Source organism: Psychrobacter sp. P11F6, assembly GCF_001435295.1.
GTDB lineage: Bacteria > Pseudomonadota > Gammaproteobacteria > Pseudomonadales > Moraxellaceae > Psychrobacter.
In genome coordinates, this window is sequence record NZ_CM003594.1 from 506,000 (window position 1) to 524,356 (window position 18,357).

The following is an 18,357-nucleotide window of genomic DNA, read 5'->3' on the forward strand; positions in this document are numbered from 1 at the left end:
TATGAATACTGATGACATGGAAGGTCTGGACGAAGAAACTCGGCAAGAAATTAAAGAGTTGCAAAAGGTGACGCGTGAGAAGGATGGGGATGAGGCATATGCGGAATCTCAGTTTAATATTGGTATTATCTTAGCACAAGGTAATAATGTTTCTGGTGCGTTATCTGTGTGGAAAGATATTGAACGGAAAGATAGTCCAAATTCTTATGCTTATGCTCAATTGAATACAGGTATCGCTTTTGAAAAAAATAGAGATATCGAAAATGCGTTATCTGCATGGAGTAATATAAAGCGCACAGATGATCCAAAGGCATATGCTCATGCACAATTCGATAGTGGGGTCGCTTTGGATACAAAGGGCGATAAGAATGCTGCTCAGGTAGCCTGGAAGAACATTAACCGAGCAGATGATTTGGAGATATATAGTCAAGCACAATATAATCTCGGGCTAATGCTATACATCAATGATGATAAAGAATCTGCTTTATCACTTTTAGAAGCTATTGATCATTCAGATAGTCCTCATGCCTATGCAAAATCTAGGTATCTAGCTGCTCAAATACTAAAAGAGCAAGATGAATATGAGAGTGCATTAAAGTATTTATGTGATATTAAGTGTTCTGATGATTCAAGAGTGTATGCCAAAGCAGAGCTTATAATCGCTTCTTTGATGAAAGATATGGGTAGTGATATAGGGTTTCTAGACGCATTATGTAGAGTAAAACGTAAAGACAATGCTACACATTATGCCTTTGCACAATTAATGGTAGGTTTTGATTCTAAAAACAAAGGCGATACCAAACAAGCTATTGGAATATGGAGTAATATACTATCGTCAGATGAGTTAAAGATATATATATCCGCTCAATACGAAATCGGTAAGCTTCTAATTTGTGACCATGAATCAAAAAAATACAGAGAGGCTGAACAAGCATTTAATAATGCTGGGTTATCTTATCCCTATGAGACTTATTGTTATAGAAAAATATGTGGGCTATTAGAAACTTCTGAAACGAATAATCTTGGTCTAAGTTCATTAAATTTATTAGATACAGTATTAAATATGGTTAGTATTTTAACTTTGGACTTTGATAACCACGCTGATGAAGAAAAGCCTTTCGAGAGGAAGCTCGCTCATTACACGTCGACATATACTTGTAACTTGCTATTAGGTAACGAGCACAAGGAAAAACCTCCGAGCTTGTTCAGACTGAATACAATTAATAATGTTAATGACCCTAGTGAGGGTCAATTGCTTATCAGAAAGCTGAAAGGTGTAAAAGATAATAATTTTACTGCATTAGATTTCAATGAAGAATTTCACGCTTTTATAAGCTGTTTCACTTTTAACCATGACAGTCTTAATCAGTTTAGACTTTATGGTAAGCAAGATAACAAAGAAGCTTCTGGAATGAGCTTGGTATTCAGGAAAGAGTTTTTCCAATCTCAGAACTTTATAGGAGGACTATCTCATTTACCGGTTGAGAACTCTTCAAAAATTATTAAAAATATTTCAACTATAACTGATACGAAATTAGATAATGTAAAGGTGCAAGCCTCTGTAGATAATGAGGTAGCTAAATATTCTGTGATGAGGTGTGTTTATTTAGATCCAACATCAGAGTATTTTCATTTAGCACAACGAAATCGTTTAACGTTTTTTCGTGAATTTGGCGAAAAAAGGATAGTAAAAAACGGTACAGAGCAGTCTCAAGCTGAATATGAGTGGGGTCTTTATAGAGACTATATGGCAATAATAACTAGCAAATTTGAAGCTGCTTATAACAGCCTAAAGACTATCTATACAGAAGTAGAAACAGAAATTAGCAATCTAAAGCTTACTCTTGCTAGCTCAATATATAAAGAATTAATCATATTACTGGACGAGATACTCTTACCTTTAAAGTATTTAATCAAACATTCAGCATTTCGTGAGGAGCAAGAATGTAGGATGATTTATATTACTTCAATTGATAGGTCTGAGGTGACAATGGAGTACGGTAGTTTTTTATATGTTGAGTATGAGCCTAACGTTAAAAGTCATCTTGATAAAATTTATATAGCCCCTGCTGCTATTCATCATAAAAGGTATTTTGATCACATTCTAAAGGATGTTGATGTACCAGTTGAAGTATCAGGGAATGTATTTCGATAGTCAAATTAGTAAGTTAAGTCTAAAAATATATTCTTAACTTAGTGATAATCCATGTTCTATATCTATTTTTATTTCATGGGTTATCACCTGTACGATATGCCAGTTTTCTACTCCTGCACCTCTCCATGAGCCTTCACATCACCCTTCTTACCATCAGGTTTAATCTCAATTGGTAATACCAATCCTTTCGCAAAGTCATCAGACAGCACGTAATCATAACTACTAGCAGCGACATCAGGCGTGGTATGAATAATGAGTTTCATCTCATTTCCATCAGTTAGCTCATGCGAGACATAGCTTTCACTCAGCTGATCCAAGGCTTTCGATAGTGCCTCATTACTTGCCATGCTTACCGTTAGATTATGCTGAGCCGTCGCATTATCTACCTTGAAATACTCTGCGTAGTCGCGCACATTTTGGCTATCGAGCGCAAACGGATATTGATAATTGGCAGGGTCAGCGGGCTTTTCACCGCTCGCCATGACTGACCAGTCGATAGTCTTAGTGGCTGTCGTTGATGAGTCTGCGGTCGCCACCACTGGCTCAGAAGCTTGAGCGGCAGTTTCAGCACTGTTGTCGCAGCCTGCCAGTGCCCACAGGCTGGCAGTAGCGATGATCATCATATTTATTAGGCGCTTAGCCATCGACGTATCCTTAGTATTATTAATCATAAACAATATCCTATCAGCGCTATTTTGACAGGTTTCTTGATGCTTCTCTAGACAAAAGCAGCAAACCGTTCATTCTAATCAACGCTTTACCTAAATCTATGGTTTTGATGTCAGTTTTTATACAGATATTCAATGCAATATTGTTCAATCAATACGCAAAAAAAACAGCCATCCTATGATGACTGTCTTGTATATGTCGCTGGTTTTTTACAACTGGCAGACTGTTTATAGTTAGCTCATTAGATTTGGCAGTTTACTTGATATTCTTTACCGTTTGCCCATTTGATGGCAAAAATACCTTTGTCGCCTTTCATGTGCCATGCATAGACAGCTTCTGGATTTGACTCATTAACGTAGCTTGCAGTATCACCTTGTACATCACCATTTAAGATGATTGGTTGCTCAGCCCATTTTACTTTAGGCAAGGTTGCATTGAGCATCACTTGTTTTTTATTAATAGATTGTTTAGCCATGATGGTGCTGTCGTCAGTACAGGTATAAGGTGCTGGTGCCATACGATCATAAGCGGCATCGGTGACGCTTTCTGATGCAGGCGTGTTTGATGCATTTGGCGTAGTAGGAGCCGTGGTCGCACAAGCACTTAATAAGGCAAGGGTAGGTAGCGCAACAGCAAATTTGGTTAGGGTGTTCATGGCATTCTCCAAAGATATAAAAATCTTAATGTATTTATTTTTAACAATGCGTTAAGCATATAGCGCATATGGTAACGAAAACAGCGCTTGAAGAATGTTAGAAATTGTTTGTTACGTGTTCATTAAGTTACGTAATCACTGACTAATGTAACGCATCATTTGGCGCGTTTTGGTCGGTATTTAAGCTTTGATTACGCATTTATTAAAAATAAACCGATTGAAATGAAAAAGCGTCTATCGACCTTTTGACCGATAGACGCTTTTTTGATGAGCTTAAATAAGTGTTCGTCACTCATTTAAGCATCTGCATTTAGCAATGAGATACAGGGCTTTAACTACTTGGTTTTACGCGGTGGCAGACCAGTATGCTGGGTTTGGAAATTGCCTTTGCTCACGCGCTTTTTGGTATTTTTACTGACCGTGTTTTGACCCGCAGCGCCTTGAGCTGATGCGCCATTGGTTGACGAATTATTATTACGCTTCACCGAATCATTACCGAGGCGGCTGTTCTTTTTACGCGCTGATTGATAGCTGTCTTGTGCCGCATCGCGCCCTTCTAAACTGGCGTTGAACGGCGGGATTAAGCAGCCACGGTTTTTACCAATCAAATCCCCACGACCCATATCTTGCAGAGCTTTACGCAATAATACCCAGTTTTTTGGATCATGATAACGTAAGAACGCTTTATGCAATTTACGCTGTTTACCAGATTTGACGATATCCATGTCACCTTCATCGCGGCTGATCTTATGCAGTGGATCTTTATGCGTATGATACATGGTGGTTGCTGTTGCCATCGGGCTAGGATAAAACGCTTGCACTTGGTCAGCACGGTAGCCATGGCTTTTTAGCCATAGCGCAAGGTTCATCATATCCTCGTCTTTCGTGCCCGGATGCGCGGCGATAAAGTAAGGAATCAGATATTGCTCTTTGCCCGCTTCTTGGCTGTACTGCTCAAACATGGCTTTGAATTTATCATAGCTGCCCATGCCCGGCTTCATCATTTTCGATAAGACGTTTTCTTCTGAATGCTCAGGTGCAATTTTTAGATAACCACCGACATGATGGCTGACCAATTCTTTGACGTATTCTGGGTCTTTCACCGCTAAGTCATAACGCAAGCCAGAGGCGATAAGAATCTTTTTCACACCTTTGATATCACGGGCTTTGCGATACAGCTTGGTTAAATTACTATGATCGGTAATCAAGTTTTCGCAGACGTCAGGATAGACGCAAGACGGCTTACGGCAATTCTTTTCAATGGTCTCGTCTTTACAGCTCAGACGATACATATTGGCTGTTGGCCCGCCAAGGTCAGAGATAACGCCAGTGTAGTTAGGTGCGGTATCACGAATGGCTTCGACTTCTCGTAGGATAGATTCTTCCGAGCGGTTTTGGATAATGCGTCCTTCGTGCTCAGTGATTGAGCAGAAAGTACAACCACCAAAACAGCCGCGCATGATATTGACAGAAAATTTAATCATGTCATAAGCAGGGATGCGTGCATCGCCATAGCTTGGATGCGGCAAACGTGCGTACGGCAAGTCAAATACGTAATCCATCTCTTCGGTCGAGAGCGGAATAGGTGGTGGATTGAGCCAGACATCGATGGAGGTGTGTGAGTTACCAGCGCCGCTACTATGACGTTGCACGAGGGCACGGGCATTACCCGGATTGGTCTCAAGATGTAAGATACGGCTGGCATGAGCATAGAGCACAGGGTCAGATTTGACATGCTCATAATCAGGCAGACGAATGACCGTCTTTTCACGTGGTGGCATTTTTATTTTATGTTTACGCGCCGTCATTGGCTTGTCAAAACCACGCATTTGCACCACTTGCGTTTCTTCGTCAACTTGCTCAGCATTTAGAATTTTATTGGTAACTGGTTCAGACACAAAGCCCGGATACTGTGAAGCCATTCCTGAGAGCGCTTGCCCAACTGGTGAATCGCTGGGTTTGTCTTGCTCGATTGAGCATTGATCCACGTCTTCGGTCATCACATACGGATTGATAATCGGGTCAACACGGCCCACGGTATCGACGTCATTACTAGCAACTTCAGTCATATCGTCTTGCCAATGGCGGCGCGTTGGCGTCAATAGATATGAGGTACCGCGCAATTTGCTCATCTGCTCAAAGCTATAGCCTTTAGACAGACCATGTACCACATCGACGATGGCGCGCTCAGCATTACCGTACAATAAGACATCGGCACGGGCATCCATCAAAATACTGCGGCGGACTTTATCCGACCAGTAATCATAATGCGCGATACGGCGTAGGCTGCCTTCGATACCACCCAAGATGATTGGCACGTCAGGATATGCTTCGCGGCAGCGCTGGCTATAGACGATAGCGGCGCGATCAGGGCGCTTATTTGCCACGTTGCCCGGCGAGTACGCATCATCGCTACGAATCTTGCGATCGGCGGTATAGCGGTTGATCATGCTGTCCATGTTGCCTGCGGTCACGCCGTAAGCATAGACAGGTTTGCCCAATTCCATAAACGCGTCTTTGCTCTTCCAATCTGGCTGAGCAATGATACCCACGCGAAAGCCTTGTGACTCTAGTAGACGACCGATAATCGCCATACCAAAGCTTGGGTGATCGACATAGGCATCGCCTGAAATGATAATGACATCACAGGCATCCCAGCCCAAATCGTCCATCTCTTTGCGGCTCATTGGCAAATAAGGCGCTGGCTCGTAGCAGCTTGCCCAATGTTTGTCGTAGTCGTAAAGTGGTTTGGTGCCTTGTTTAAAGGCGGTGCGGGCGATGGTATCGGCAGACATGAGCGGACCTGTTAATTAGAAAAATGGCACTAAAAAAAGCCGTTATTCATTAAAAATATTAACGGCTAATTTAAAAGTGCTCATTTTAACATGAATTGTCTTCATGATGTCATAAACGATGACAAAGGATTGACGATAAGTTATTGATAGTTTAAGTAATCTGTGAATAAAAAGGCTTCTAGGAACTAATAATCTTTTTGTTCTAAATCATTATTTCTAGTAAGGATTTACTACTCTAATAATTGAAATGGGAAAGTAACTACGTCAAAAGCTAAGGCAAAGGGCAGTAAGACCAGCTTTTGAGCCGTATTTGCGCCACTACGAGACACTTGATTTTGCTGACTTTGGGTATAAAAGCTCACCGTATAAGGCTTAGTTAAAGGGCGATAATTGGATTGGATTAAGCTGAGATTACTCACTTGCGGATAAATAGCGCCTTTGACAGGAACGCTAAAGCAAAAACGCTGAGCATTGATACGTTGGTCACTGGCTGAGGTACATTCTTTGCCGTTGTTTTGCAAAAAGAACTGATAGTCAGAACGTTTAAATTCATCTTTTAGTTTGGCATAAGACAGCTTCATCTCACCCTGAAAATACCCATCGTTATTGGGCACATAAAAGTTCATCTCGTTATCGACTTGGATATTTTTTGGCGTTAAGTTGGTTAATAAACCCACCATCTCTGTCCCACCTTGGGTCAGCACATAGCTGTTTTTTTCACCGACGATTACCATGGTCGCATTTGGCATTTTTGGCAATGCTTGTGCAGGACGACCAAAAGCCACGATTTGATCTTCTGACAACACACTTTTAGTTGTCGTTGTGCTGATTCGATTGTCACTGTCTAATAATGAACTGGTTGCACAGCCTGAGCTGGCGAGCAATGCCGAAAGGGACGCAACTGATATCACTATTTTGAAGCTTAATCCTTTTAGTACTGGATTATTACTTTCTTCTTTTCTAATGGTACGGATGTTTTTAGTCATGGTAAGGCTTCCTTGTCTACTAGGTGATGGACTACTGGTGCGGCATCTATTATTTACTGCCAAACTTTCGTTGATATCGTACCTTGTTTGACCGCGACTTATCTACTTTTAATTAAACAGCCAAGCAGTTTTCACAATCAAATTAATCGAGCAAAATCTTTGTGCCACTTTTAGTAAAGTTCATCACAAATTGGCTTTTAAAGTTGCGCACATTATTCTCATAGGTGAGCAAACCAGTCGTGAATCGATGGTAATCACTCATATTTTTGGCATTGACCATCAACATAAAATCCGCATCACCGGATACCTCATAACAGCTCATCACCTGTGGCTGTGTATTCATCAAGCGCTCAAACCGATGTTGCATCGAGGTATTTGAGCGCGCCATCTCTATCATTACCACAGCAGTGAGTCCGTAACCAACCTTATTTGGGTCAACGATAGCAACTTGCTTGGTAATGACGCCGTTGCTGATTAATGCTTGGATACGGCGCTGAGCAGTAGCGATAGACACATGCACTTGTTCTGCCACGGTTTTTAATGGCAAGGTCGCATCGTCTTGTAATAAATTTAAAATCGCTTTATCGATATCATCTAAAACTTGGCTCATGGTGTTCTCTCTTTTGAAAAGCATTTCATTAACTGGGTTTTTATAATTATTATCACTATAAGTCAAAATTTAAGAAAATATTTATTTTTAAAGGTTATAAAAGATAAATTTATTCATAAATAGATTTTTATAGCAATAATATATCAACGACACTCAGTAAAATAGGTGCTATTAATCGAGGTCTAACAATCAAAACTTAGCCATAACAAATAAAAGCTAATAACTGGTTTTCTAATGTCTATTTAAACTTACGGTGCTTTTATGTCTACTTCAATGCTTACTACTGTCTTCGCTAATACGCTCGCAACGACTGTCTCGCGCTTGCCATTGCCAGCGATTTGGACGGCGGGTAGCGTCCAGCAACGCACATTAATATTGGGCATCATACTAGCAATCTTGTCGAATTTATTATTTGGCGTACTTTATGCTTACAGCAGCTTTTTAGCGCCGCTATCAGGTACGCAAGTCTTTATCTGGCGGATGCTGGCAATGTGGGCGGCATTGGTGGGATATTTGCTGATCAGTGGGCGCTTAGGTTTTCACATCGATAAACTCAAAGCATTAGGCACAGTTAAGCAGTGGGCGTGGTTGCTATTGCCCACACCGATATTCTTAAGCCAGTTTTGGTTATTTATGTGGGCACCCGTGAATGGGCAAGGTGTACAAACCGCAATGGGCTATTTTTTATTTCCGCTTATGATGGTGGTGTTTGGTTGCGTACTATTTGGCGAAAAATTAAGCCGTTTACAATGGCTAGCGGTGGCTTTTGCAGCAGTGGGTGTGTGCAGTGAAATCATTCGTACGCAAAGTGTCTCTTGGGCAACGCTTTGGGTCTGCGGCACGTATCCGCTGTATTATATTTTACGCCGCATGCAAGGGATTGGCGCGGTGACTGGGTTATTGGTTGATTTAACCATCTTTGTACCTTTTGCTGTAGCCTATTTATTGTTATTTGCACCAAGCAGTTTAGGGTTGGTTGGCGGTTCTGGCTTTTTTATTATGATGCTGGCAGGTTTAGGCGTGCTTAGTGTGCTGGCAATGAAAACCAACGTCGATGCCAGTCAAATGCTACCCGTCAACGTCTACGGTATGATGAGCTATATAGAGCCAGCGCTATTGTTTATCTTAGCAATTACCGTTTTGGGCAATCCTTTTGAGTCAGCGATGATTTATAGCTACGGTTTAATTTGGCTAGGAATTGCTTGCTTAATTGCGCATGGAGTGCGCCAATTACGTAGCGCTCATCAACAATAAAAAACGACAAAGATTGCGCCAGTTGTTTGAGGGTTGATAAGTAAAATAGATTGGACAAATAAAAACGGACGATTCAGCATAAAGTTGAATCGTCCGTTTTTTTAAGATTAACACCAATCTGTTGAAAGATGGCTTTAATCTAAATCCTTCTTAAAACCACGCTGCTTATCACGTTCCCAATCACGGTCTTTAAGCGTTTTACGTTTGTCATGCTGTTTTTTACCCAGTGCCAAGCCAATTTGACATTTCACCAACGAGTTTTTCCAATAGCAGGATAATGGCACGCAGGCATAGCCTTTTTGGTTGACTGCACCCATTAACTTTTCGATTTCGCGGCGATTGAGCAGCAGTTTACGGGTACGGATACTATCAGGACTGACATGCGTCGAGCTGGATAGCAGCGGCTGAATATGCGCGCCAAATAAGAATGCCTCATTATTACGGAAGATAATATAGGCTTCGGTAATGGTCATTTTGCCCGCGCGAATGGCCTTGACTTCCCAACCTTGTAACGACAATCCTGCTTCAAACGTTTCTTCAATAAAATACTCGTGTCGAGCTTTTTTATTGGCACAAATTTGATTCTCTGGTTTTTTTGATTTTTTTGACATAATTTCTCCATAAGGACTGCCTACAAATACAAAGTCCTTATCTGACTAGTCCTACTGATTCCTCATCCTAACTCAATAAATGGTATTGTCTTTTATTTGGTTTATAAAATGGATGAGTCGAACCGCCTATTGTAGCAAAGCCTCTAATAAAAATGTAAGCCGGCTATTAGGACAAATGTAGCCAATATAGTCGGAGTCATTTAAGGTGGATACACAGCAATCGAGCGCAAACAGAAGACTGAGTACATTAAGTGAGATTAACCGCGGTAACTATTTACAAATGCATCGACGATAAGTATTAAGTTTGAGCAAAATTTGCTAGCATATAGCCTACTATTACTGACCCTATTAGCCACGCTATGAGCCACTCTACTTCTGCTAACTCCTCAAAGCTGCACACTAGAATTTTATATCCTGGTACCTTTGATCCTATTACCAATGGTCATGTGGACTTGGTCACACGCGCCACCAAACTGTTTGATGAGGTTGTTATTGCGGTTGCCTCAGGACATCATAAAAAGCCTTTATTTAACTTTGAGGAGCGCGTCGCCTTAGTTGAAACAGTATTTGCTGACTTACCACAAGTATCGGTCGTGGGTTTTGAAGGTTTGCTCGTTGACTTTATGCGTGAAAAAAATGCCACTGCTGTCTTACGAGGTCTGCGGGCGATGTCAGATTTTGAATATGAATTTCAGCTGGCCAATATGAACCGTGAGCTTGATGAAAACTTTGAAGCGGTGTTTTTGACGCCATCGCAGAATTACTCATTCATCTCCTCGACGATGATTCGAGAAATCGCCAAACTCGGTGGTGATGTGACTAAATTTGTCCCACCATGTGTGTCACAAGCTTTTGCTGAAAAACTCAATCTTAAATAGCAAAATACCTGCTGATAATTAAGATGTGTTGAATATTTAAACGCATCGAAATCGTCAAAGCCAACGATACAAGTGTTATAAGAAAAATATAAGGAGCAGTCTATGGCGTTATTAATTACTGATGAATGCATCAACTGTGATGTGTGCGAGCCTGCCTGCCCAAACGAAGCCATCTCAGAAGGCGATGATATTTATGTGATTGACCCTGATTTATGCACCGAATGTGTCGGGCACTTCGACGAGCCGCAATGCGTGGTCATTTGCCCAGTCGATTGTATTCCTCATGATCCCAAGCATGTCGAGACCGAAAGCGATTTGTTGTCCAAATATAAACGCATTACTGGTCAATAAAATATGATGATATCAGACCCTTCAACGAACGACTTTGACCAACAACATCTCTGGCATCCGTATGCTAGTCTACCGCCGACTTATCATAATATTGTGATTGATCACGCTGACGGTATTTATATCGTTACTGAAGACGGCACGCGCTTGATTGATGGGATGTCATCGTGGTGGGCGAGCGTCCATGGCTATAATCATCCCAAACTAAATGCAGCGATGATTGAACAATTGGGTAAAATGGCGCATGTCATGTTTGGCGGCTTAACTCATCAACCCGCGATAGACTTGGGTAAAAAGCTACTCGCAATCGTTCCTGCTGGACTGGATGCCATATTTTATGCCGATAGTGGCAGTATCGCGGTAGAAGTGGCATTAAAGATGGCATTGCAGTATCAAATTGCCGCTAAGCGTCCGCAAAAGTGCCAATTTGCCTCGACCCATTCAGGTTATTATGGTGACACGTGGCATGCCATGAGTGTCTGCGACCCTATCAATGGCATGCACAGTCTCTATGGCAAGCAATTACCGATGCAGCATTTTGTGCCAGCTCCGCCACTGGGCTTTGAACGTGATATTAGCCAGTCTGAATATGATGAATTAACGGATTTCTTTGATAAAAATAGCGATAAGTTGGCTGGATTTATTATCGAGCCGATTATTCAAGGCGCAGGTGGGATGCGCTTTTATAGTCCTCAGTATTTGCAGCTGCTTCGCAAATTGTGTGATAAATACAAAGTAGTACTAATTGCCGATGAAATCGCGACTGGTTTTGGGCGTAGTGGCAAATTATTCGCTTGTGAGCATGCGAGTATCAGCCCTGATATCATGACCGTTGGCAAAGCGCTGACTGGCGGTTATATGACTTTTGCGGCGACTTTATGCACTCGCAAAATTGCCGATACCATTAGCCAAAGTGATTATCCGGCACTGATGCACGGCCCGACCTTTATGGGTAATCCGCTGGCTTGTGCCGTCGCCTGTGCATCGATTGATTTAATACTCTCCTATGATATTGAAGCGCGTACAGCAAATATCCAAACAATAATGGAACAACAACTTGCTGTAGCAGCAAAGCTAGACGGTGTTAAGGAAGTACGCTGTCTGGGCGCAGTTGCCGTCATTGAGCTAAATGAAGCGGTTGATATGCCGACCTTTCAAACCTTGCTGATTGAAAACGGTATTTGGGTCAGACCCTTTGGGAAACTGGTTTATATCATGCCGCCTTATATCATCACGAATACTGAGCTTTTGACTTTATGTCAATCGCTATTAGAAGTAGTCAGTATTTATTTAACGCAAAAAGGTCAAGAATGAGCGTTCTCTTTATTTCCGGTATCGATACCGACATCGGCAAAACTTATGCGACGGGACTGCTTGCCAAAGCGCTGATGCATCAAGGTGTCAATGTCATTACCCAAAAGCTGGTGCAAACGGGCGTTAGTGTCAATTCAGATAGTGGCGAGATGAATATTGCGGACGACATTGTCACTCATCGTCAGCTGATGGGTATTCCACTACAGCCATGTGATATTGATAGCTCCACTTGTCCATATCGTTATGAAAAACCCGCATCACCGCACTTAGCGACTCGGTTATCAGGGGAAGTGCTAGATCCTGAACTGATCACTAGTGCTACCAAACGATTGCAAGCTGAGTATGACTTGGTATTACTAGAAGGTGCTGGTGGATTGCTCGTGCCAATAACTGAGCAATTATTAACCTTAGATTATATTGCAGCTCAAGGCTATCCGATTGTTTTGGTCACTTCTGGTCGTTTGGGCAGTATCAACCACACATTACTGAGTTTAGAGGCAATAAAAGCACGTGGGTTATCGGTACATAGCATCATTTATAATCATATCCATGACGATGCTGCTCAGACGGATGTTGAGATTGCAAATAGCACAATTGATTTTCTACAAAACTATCTAGCACAGCATTATCCAATTGTGCATTGGTTAGCCTTATCTGTACAAGAGCATGATGGCAGTGGCAATATGGATTTTATACTCCCTAAAAACTTTGTATAAATCAGTGCTAAAAATAAGACAAAAAAACTTTCCGAAAGCCTCATTAATTTTGCTATACTAGCGCGCTTGGTAGACTAGGCAATCGCCGCTGCACACTGGCAACAGACATGCAGGGGAGGAAAGTCCGGGCTACATAGGGCAGCGTGCCAGCTAACGGCTGGGCAGGGTAACTTGACGACCAGTGCAGCAGAGAGTAGACCGCCTTTGGCTTATATGAGTATCGCAAGATGTTCATGTCATCGGTAAGGGTGAAAGGGTGCGGTAAGAGCGCACCGCGTGGCTGGCAACAGTTCACGGCATGGTAAACTCCACGCGTAGCAAGACCAAATAGGCATCGGCATGGCGCGGCCCGCGTTCGATGCGGGTAGGTTGCTTGAGCGTACGAGCGATTGTACGCCTAGAGGAATGATTGTCCACGACAGAACCCGGCTTATCGGTTTACCAAACCTTTTTTATTGTTCGTGATAAAAATGCAGCTAATTTGAATAAATTTCATATTTTCTGCAAAAAATGCCCTTATAGGGGTTGACGAGAGTCAACAGCTTGGGTAAAATGTGCATCCTAAAATGGCGATGTAGCTCAGCTGGTTAGAGCGCATGACTCATAATCGTGAGGTCAAGAGTTCAAGTCTCTTCATCGCCACCATTTTTAGCAATACCTGTAATATTAAAAATGCCAATCATTATTTGATTGGTTTTTTTTTGCCTGAAATAAATTATTTAAGAATATGGTGAATGGCTCAATGGGCACCATAAAACATAATAATTACCTACTGATTTCTTGCTAAATCATAGCTTTATCTGTTTAGGTACAGATTAATTGTTGTAACTTATGTCCCGCTTACTTATCATAGGGGCTGTTTTCGGTAAAGTCCTGTAACGCCATGTCTGTACAACTACCTCCTTATCGTCCTATTAAGCATCGCAGTGGTTTAAAAGTCATGGGTGCTGCATTTCATGCCTTGCTGATGCGTGAGCTGCAAACCCGCTTTGGTGGTTATCGCTTGGGCTATCTGTGGGCGCCATTAGAGATACTGTTCCAAGTTGCTATTTACTTAATAATATTTGGCGCTATTATGACCCGTGTACTGCCAGGGATGGATTACATGTTATTTCTGGTGGCAGGCCTAGTGCCTTTTCGTATGATGAGTACCATAGCAACACGATCGTTAGGAGCAGTTGAGGCCAATCAAGGGCTTTTAATGTATCGATCAGTACGTCACATTGACGTCATTATTGCCCGCTCATTTTTAGAGTTAGTGATTTATTTTTTTACCTTTGTACTGTTGTTAGTCATACTTGCATTTATTGGTATTCCTATCAGCCTTGCACATTTGAATGTAGTATTGTTTTGTTGGTTAACCTTATTCTTATTTGGTTTTGGTCTAGCGATGATAATGATGGTGGTTGGCTATTATGGTGGTGAAATCAGCAAAATTATAGGTTTGATTTTTACTATTTTATATTTTATATCTGGGATTATGTATTCTATTCATATTATTCCTGAGCCATATCTAAGTTATTTATTATATATTCCATATGTCCATAATATAGAGCTAATGAGAAATGCACTATCTCCCACTTACCCTGCATATCATATTGATATAGGCTACTTTTTAAAGTGGATGGTTGCAGTAAATTTCTTAGGTTTATTAATGTATAAAGCAGTAGAAAGAGACTTAATACGTTCTAAATAACGACAGGTAAGTGAATGATTGAAATTAGAAATGTTTCTAAGTCCTTTATGACCAAGCAGGGTCGGCATTATCTCTTTAAAGATTTGAATCTGACCATTGGTGATAAAAAAAGTGTGGGTTTACTCGGTCGTAACGGGGCGGGTAAATCGACTTTGCTGCGTATTATTTGCGGACTAGATAAGCCTGATCACGGAGAGATTATTACCGACTCGACGATTTCTTGGCCAGTAGGGGTAGCCGGCGGTTTTCAGGGTAGTTTGACGGGTCGTCAAAACGTCCGCTTTGTTTGCCGTCTTTATTCAAGCGGTCCCTATATTGACGAAAAAATTCGTTTTGTGGAAGAGTTCGCAGATATCGGAAACTATTTCGATATGCCGGTAAAAAGTTATTCATCAGGGATGAAAGCACGCTTAACGTTTGGCTTAAGTTTAGCTTTCGATTTTGATTATTATATGCTTGATGAAGCAGGCGCTGTGGGTGATGCGGCTTTTCGTAAGCGTAGTGAAGAGATATTGGCCGCGCGCCGTGAACAAGCAGGGTTTTTGATCGTATCGCATAACATCGGTGATATTAAGCGTAATTGTGATATTGGTATTGTGCTAATGGATCAAACAGCACACGTCTTTGAAGACACAACAGAAGCGATTGAGGTATATGAAGAGCATGTCCACAAAGCGAAAAAATAAGATAATTGACTTCTCGCTGTTTATTGGCTTGGTGGTCCTCCCTTGGGCGTTGGTGATATTTTATGTCATGACCATTGCTCATCCGCGGTTTATTTCGACGGCTGACGTGGTGGTCAAACAAGTCAGTGATACCAGTGTGCCTTCTGGCGGTGGACTGTCGGCCTTGCTGGGTGTGAACAGTACCAGTAAAGAAGATGCGACTTATCTGACCGAGTATATTCTATCCAATGATATGGTGAAGCGCCTTGATAATAAGTTCAAGTTCCGCGAAGCGTATCATGTTGATGGCTCAGATCCACTCAATGAGATTGAGCCTGATGCCACACAAGAAGAATTACTTGAGTACTTCAAAAAGCGTGTACACATCGATCTGGACGAGCAAAGCTATGTGCTGTCAGTATCGACAGAAGCCTTTGATCCAAAGTATGCTTTTGAGCTGAATAAAACGATCCTCAATGAGTCTGAGCAGTTCGTCAACCGTATTTCACAAGAGGTGGCTCGTGATCAGTTGTTATTTGCAGAGACGCAATTGGATGAATCACAAGATCGCTTGAATGATGCCAAAGAGAAATTGTTAAACTATCAGAACGAAAATGAGATTTACGATCCACAATCCAATGCTCAAATTGTGAATCAGGTGATTGGTAGTTTGCAAGCGCAATTAAGTTCATTACGTACCGAAGAGCGTCAGTTACTCAGCTATCTGAACCCAGACGCACCGCAAGTAGTGTCACTAAGAAGCCAGATCAAAGCAGTCGAAGAGCAAATTCTTCAAGAGCAAACCAAACTGACCTCGCCAAATACTACTAAGCTAAATCGACAAGCAGTACAGTTTGAAACCATCAAAGCTGATGTCGATTTCGCCACTGAGCTGTATAAGCTTTCTTTATCTTCGCTTGAAAAGTCACGTTTAGAAGCTTTTAAAAAGATGAAGAATTTGATTGTTATCTCAACACCATATCAGGCTGAAGAAGCAACTTATCCACGCCGCGCCTATATTATTTGGACGTCGCTAGCATTACTTTTGATGCTTTATGGATTTGTGCGCCTAGTGATGGCAGTTGTTCGTGATCATCGTAGCTAGTTTTAACACACCAGATATCAGTAATGATCGATAGATCAGCAAAGGAATACCACTCATGAATATGAAACCACGTCCTCTTGTGACCGTGATAAAAGTGTTAAGTTTGGCCATGGCAGCCAGCAGTGTATCAGCACTAGCAGCAGGCAGTTATGCTGATCAAATTTCAGGATCTAGCTTTGGCACCAGTAATAACAGCATGAGTCAAGACCAAAACAGCAATAACATCAATGTCTCAACACAGGCATTTGCAGGTGGTGTATCAGGACAGGCGACCGCGCAAGAAGCGGTTAATGCCTCAAGCTTGCCAAGTCAGTCAGTCATCAATACCACGCGCCCCTATCAAGACATCAATACGCAAGACATGATGTTTGGTGAGCAGCTCTTCCGTGGAGCATTTTCGACTACCTCTGGCTCTACCTTTAATGACAGTTACGTGATCAACCCGGGTGATAACGTCCAAGTACGGATGTGGGGCGCTTATCAATATGCGGCTACCATGACCGTCGACCCACAAGGCAATATTTTCTTACCAAATATCGGTCCAGTACGTGTCTCAGGTGTGCAAAATGGCAGTCTGCAAAATGTGGTAAAAAGTGCTGTCAGTCGTATTTATCGCTCGAACGTTGGCGTTTATGCCTCATTAGAGCAAGCACAGCCAGTGAAGGTGTTCGTAACAGGTTTCGTCAAGCAACCAGGCTATTACGGCGGTTTAGCAGCAGACTCTGTATTGTCTTATTTGGATAGAGCAGGCGGCGTTGACCCAACACGTGGTAGTTATATTGATATTCAAATCAAACGTAATGGGCAAATGCTACAGCAAGTCAACCTGTATGATTTTTTACTAGCGGGTAAATTACAAGCATTCTCTTTTCGTGACGGCGATGTGATTACGGTCGCGCCGCAGAAAAAAACCTTTGAAGTAGGCGGTCAAGTTCAAAACGAATATACCTTTGAATTTGATGTGAACGATCTGACCATTGGTGATGTATTGCAAGTGGCCAATCCCGCAGCGAATGCGACCAACGTTAGTATTACTCGTAGTGCAGGACGTGCGCAGACGGCAGAGTATTACTCGTTGGCAGAAGCTCAAAACGTGCCTGTTTATAATGGTGATCAGATGGTAGTTACCTCCGATCGTTATGCGGGCACAATCGCGGTGCAAGTAAAAGGTGCACATACGGGTAATGGTGCCATGGTTGTGCCATATGGCGCTCGCTTAAAGGACATCGTGCCACAGCTACAGCCAAGCCCACTCGCTAAACTGACGCATTTGACCATTTATCGTGAGTCTGTTGCTGAGCAACAAAAACGCATGATTAATGAGTCGCTCGATCGTCTAGAAGAGCTGACGCTTGCCACGCAGTCGACCACTCGTGAAGAAGCAGCACTGCGTCAAGACGATGCAGCGTTGGTTAAGCAGTTTGTTGCCAAAGCACGTAATGTTAAAACGACGGGTCAAATTGTTGTCGTCCCGAATTCGTGGCAGGATATTATTCTGCAGCAAGGTGATATCATTGAGATACCTGCGCAAACGTCTGTCATTACCGTTAATGGTCAAGTACGAGCACAAGGCGCGCTGACCTTCAACCCAGATTATACCGTTGGTGATTATGTTGCCAATTCAGGCGGTTTCTCTGACAATGCTGATGTTAAAGAAATCTTGATTATCCATCAAAATGGCGCCAGTGAGGTGGTCAATACCGCTTACCGTATCCAGCAAGGCGATGAGATTATGGTATTACCAAAAGTCAAAACCAAGCGCGTAGAAATTGCTCGTGGCTTATCGCAAATTGTTTATCAATTAGCCATCGCTGCTAAAGTGGTTCTCGATTTATAACCATTATTGAAAAGTTGTATAACAAGAGAACAAGTCATCTGCATAGATAGATGTAAAAGTAAT

Annotated in this window: 16 protein-coding genes, 1 tRNA gene and 1 other RNA gene; 12 read left to right on the forward strand and 6 right to left on the reverse strand. The window is 42.1% G+C overall.

Going from position 1 to position 18,357, the window contains the following annotated elements:
- The first annotated feature begins 1 nt into the window (after window position 1).
- Window positions 2-2,155: a tetratricopeptide repeat protein gene (locus tag AK822_RS02125; RefSeq protein ID WP_060490407.1), complete on the forward strand. Its 2,154-nt coding sequence runs from the start codon at window positions 2-4 to the stop codon at window positions 2,153-2,155.
- A gap of 107 nt (window positions 2,156-2,262) precedes the next feature.
- Here the strand turns inward: AK822_RS02125 and AK822_RS02130 are convergent, their stop codons facing one another.
- The 5 genes from AK822_RS02130 to AK822_RS02150 form a co-directional block, all read right to left on the reverse strand.
- The gene (locus AK822_RS02130; protein WP_228139048.1) at window positions 2,263-2,826 is read right to left on the reverse strand and encodes a hypothetical protein; all 564 of its coding nucleotides are present in this window, start codon (window positions 2,824-2,826) and stop codon (window positions 2,263-2,265) included.
- 239 nt (window positions 2,827-3,065) lie between these two features.
- Entirely contained in the window at window positions 3,066-3,479 is a 414-nt protein-coding gene (locus tag AK822_RS02135; RefSeq protein ID WP_045443583.1) for a hypothetical protein, read from the reverse strand.
- Window positions 3,480-3,814: 335 nt separating this feature from the next.
- The gene (locus AK822_RS02140) at window positions 3,815-6,274 is read right to left on the reverse strand and encodes a YgiQ family radical SAM protein (RefSeq protein ID WP_060490409.1); all 2,460 of its coding nucleotides are present in this window, start codon (window positions 6,272-6,274) and stop codon (window positions 3,815-3,817) included.
- A gap of 230 nt (window positions 6,275-6,504) precedes the next feature.
- The gene (locus tag AK822_RS02145) at window positions 6,505-7,260 is read right to left on the reverse strand and encodes a YidX family protein (protein WP_087945534.1); all 756 of its coding nucleotides are present in this window, start codon (window positions 7,258-7,260) and stop codon (window positions 6,505-6,507) included.
- Between the two features lie 142 nt (window positions 7,261-7,402).
- Window positions 7,403-7,870, reverse strand: a complete 468-nt coding sequence (locus AK822_RS02150; protein ID WP_045453648.1) for an Lrp/AsnC family transcriptional regulator — start codon at window positions 7,868-7,870, stop codon at window positions 7,403-7,405.
- Window positions 7,871-8,131: 261 nt separating this feature from the next.
- Between AK822_RS02150 and rarD the strand changes: the two genes are divergently transcribed.
- A complete protein-coding gene (gene rarD, locus AK822_RS02155) occupies window positions 8,132-9,124 on the forward strand; it encodes an EamA family transporter RarD (RefSeq protein ID WP_060490410.1) in 993 nt (330 codons plus the stop codon).
- A 134-nt stretch (window positions 9,125-9,258) separates the two neighbouring features.
- Here the strand turns inward: rarD and smpB are convergent, their stop codons facing one another.
- Complete coding sequence (smpB, locus tag AK822_RS02160; protein WP_011512728.1) at window positions 9,259-9,735, reverse strand: SsrA-binding protein SmpB; 477 nt, start codon at window positions 9,733-9,735, stop codon at window positions 9,259-9,261.
- A gap of 359 nt (window positions 9,736-10,094) precedes the next feature.
- Here smpB and coaD point away from each other — a divergent pair, with 359 nt between their 5' ends.
- The 10 genes from coaD to AK822_RS02210 all read left to right on the forward strand — a co-directional run bounded on the left by coaD (window position 10,095) and on the right by AK822_RS02210 (window position 18,294).
- Window positions 10,095-10,613, forward strand: coding sequence for a pantetheine-phosphate adenylyltransferase (gene coaD, locus AK822_RS02165; RefSeq protein WP_060490411.1), 519 nt, complete (start codon window positions 10,095-10,097; stop codon window positions 10,611-10,613).
- Window positions 10,614-10,715: 102 nt separating this feature from the next.
- Window positions 10,716-10,964: a YfhL family 4Fe-4S dicluster ferredoxin gene (locus tag AK822_RS02170; protein WP_060490412.1), complete on the forward strand. Its 249-nt coding sequence runs from the start codon at window positions 10,716-10,718 to the stop codon at window positions 10,962-10,964.
- A 3-nt stretch (window positions 10,965-10,967) separates the two neighbouring features.
- The gene (gene bioA / locus AK822_RS02175) at window positions 10,968-12,275 is read left to right on the forward strand and encodes an adenosylmethionine--8-amino-7-oxononanoate transaminase (RefSeq protein ID WP_372887866.1); all 1,308 of its coding nucleotides are present in this window, start codon (window positions 10,968-10,970) and stop codon (window positions 12,273-12,275) included.
- Window positions 12,272-12,991, forward strand: a complete 720-nt coding sequence (gene bioD / locus AK822_RS02180; RefSeq protein WP_060490413.1) for a dethiobiotin synthase — start codon at window positions 12,272-12,274, stop codon at window positions 12,989-12,991. Before bioA ends, bioD begins: the two co-directional genes overlap by 4 nt.
- A gap of 66 nt (window positions 12,992-13,057) precedes the next feature.
- An RNA gene (gene rnpB, locus AK822_RS02185) (RNase P RNA component class A) lies at window positions 13,058-13,440 on the forward strand.
- A gap of 119 nt (window positions 13,441-13,559) precedes the next feature.
- Window positions 13,560-13,636: transfer RNA gene (locus tag AK822_RS02190), tRNA-Met, on the forward strand.
- Between the two features lie 238 nt (window positions 13,637-13,874).
- Window positions 13,875-14,687: an ABC transporter permease gene (locus tag AK822_RS02195; protein WP_060490414.1), complete on the forward strand. Its 813-nt coding sequence runs from the start codon at window positions 13,875-13,877 to the stop codon at window positions 14,685-14,687.
- A 14-nt stretch (window positions 14,688-14,701) separates the two neighbouring features.
- On the forward strand, window positions 14,702-15,373 hold the full coding sequence (locus tag AK822_RS02200) for an ABC transporter ATP-binding protein (RefSeq protein ID WP_060490415.1): 672 nt from the start codon (window positions 14,702-14,704) through the stop codon (window positions 15,371-15,373).
- Window positions 15,351-16,457, forward strand: a complete 1,107-nt coding sequence (locus tag AK822_RS02205; RefSeq protein ID WP_228139049.1) for a KpsE/RkpR family capsule polysaccharide export protein — start codon at window positions 15,351-15,353, stop codon at window positions 16,455-16,457. The genes AK822_RS02200 and AK822_RS02205 overlap by 23 nt, the downstream gene beginning before the upstream one ends.
- A gap of 55 nt (window positions 16,458-16,512) precedes the next feature.
- On the forward strand, window positions 16,513-18,294 hold the full coding sequence (locus tag AK822_RS02210) for a polysaccharide biosynthesis/export family protein (RefSeq protein ID WP_060490417.1): 1,782 nt from the start codon (window positions 16,513-16,515) through the stop codon (window positions 18,292-18,294).
- Window positions 18,295-18,357 lie beyond the last annotated feature (63 nt).

What these genes read in the sequence shown, in the direction of transcription:
- AK822_RS02150 (WP_045453648.1), bottom strand. Translation starts at nt 7,870, where the DNA reads ATGAGCCAAGTTTTAGATGATATCGATAAAGCGATTTTAAATTTATTA.
- AK822_RS02140 (WP_060490409.1), bottom strand. Translation starts at nt 6,274, where the DNA reads ATGTCTGCCGATACCATCGCCCGCACCGCCTTTAAACAAGGCACCAAA.
- AK822_RS02200 (WP_060490415.1), top strand. Translation starts at nt 14,702, where the DNA reads ATGATTGAAATTAGAAATGTTTCTAAGTCCTTTATGACCAAGCAGGGT.
- rarD (WP_060490410.1), top strand. Translation starts at nt 8,132, where the DNA reads ATGTCTACTTCAATGCTTACTACTGTCTTCGCTAATACGCTCGCAACG.
- AK822_RS02125 (WP_060490407.1), top strand. Translation starts at nt 2, where the DNA reads ATGAATACTGATGACATGGAAGGTCTGGACGAAGAAACTCGGCAAGAA.
- AK822_RS02145 (WP_087945534.1), bottom strand. Translation starts at nt 7,260, where the DNA reads ATGACTAAAAACATCCGTACCATTAGAAAAGAAGAAAGTAATAATCCA.
- AK822_RS02210 (WP_060490417.1), top strand. Translation starts at nt 16,513, where the DNA reads ATGAATATGAAACCACGTCCTCTTGTGACCGTGATAAAAGTGTTAAGT.
- coaD (WP_060490411.1), top strand. Translation starts at nt 10,095, where the DNA reads ATGAGCCACTCTACTTCTGCTAACTCCTCAAAGCTGCACACTAGAATT.
- AK822_RS02135 (WP_045443583.1), bottom strand. Translation starts at nt 3,479, where the DNA reads ATGAACACCCTAACCAAATTTGCTGTTGCGCTACCTACCCTTGCCTTA.
- AK822_RS02130 (WP_228139048.1), bottom strand. Translation starts at nt 2,826, where the DNA reads ATGATTAATAATACTAAGGATACGTCGATGGCTAAGCGCCTAATAAAT.
- bioD (WP_060490413.1), top strand. Translation starts at nt 12,272, where the DNA reads ATGAGCGTTCTCTTTATTTCCGGTATCGATACCGACATCGGCAAAACT.
- AK822_RS02170 (WP_060490412.1), top strand. Translation starts at nt 10,716, where the DNA reads ATGGCGTTATTAATTACTGATGAATGCATCAACTGTGATGTGTGCGAG.
- AK822_RS02195 (WP_060490414.1), top strand. Translation starts at nt 13,875, where the DNA reads ATGTCTGTACAACTACCTCCTTATCGTCCTATTAAGCATCGCAGTGGT.
- AK822_RS02205 (WP_228139049.1), top strand. Translation starts at nt 15,351, where the DNA reads ATGTCCACAAAGCGAAAAAATAAGATAATTGACTTCTCGCTGTTTATT.
- bioA (WP_372887866.1), top strand. Translation starts at nt 10,968, where the DNA reads ATGATGATATCAGACCCTTCAACGAACGACTTTGACCAACAACATCTC.
- smpB (WP_011512728.1), bottom strand. Translation starts at nt 9,735, where the DNA reads ATGTCAAAAAAATCAAAAAAACCAGAGAATCAAATTTGTGCCAATAAA.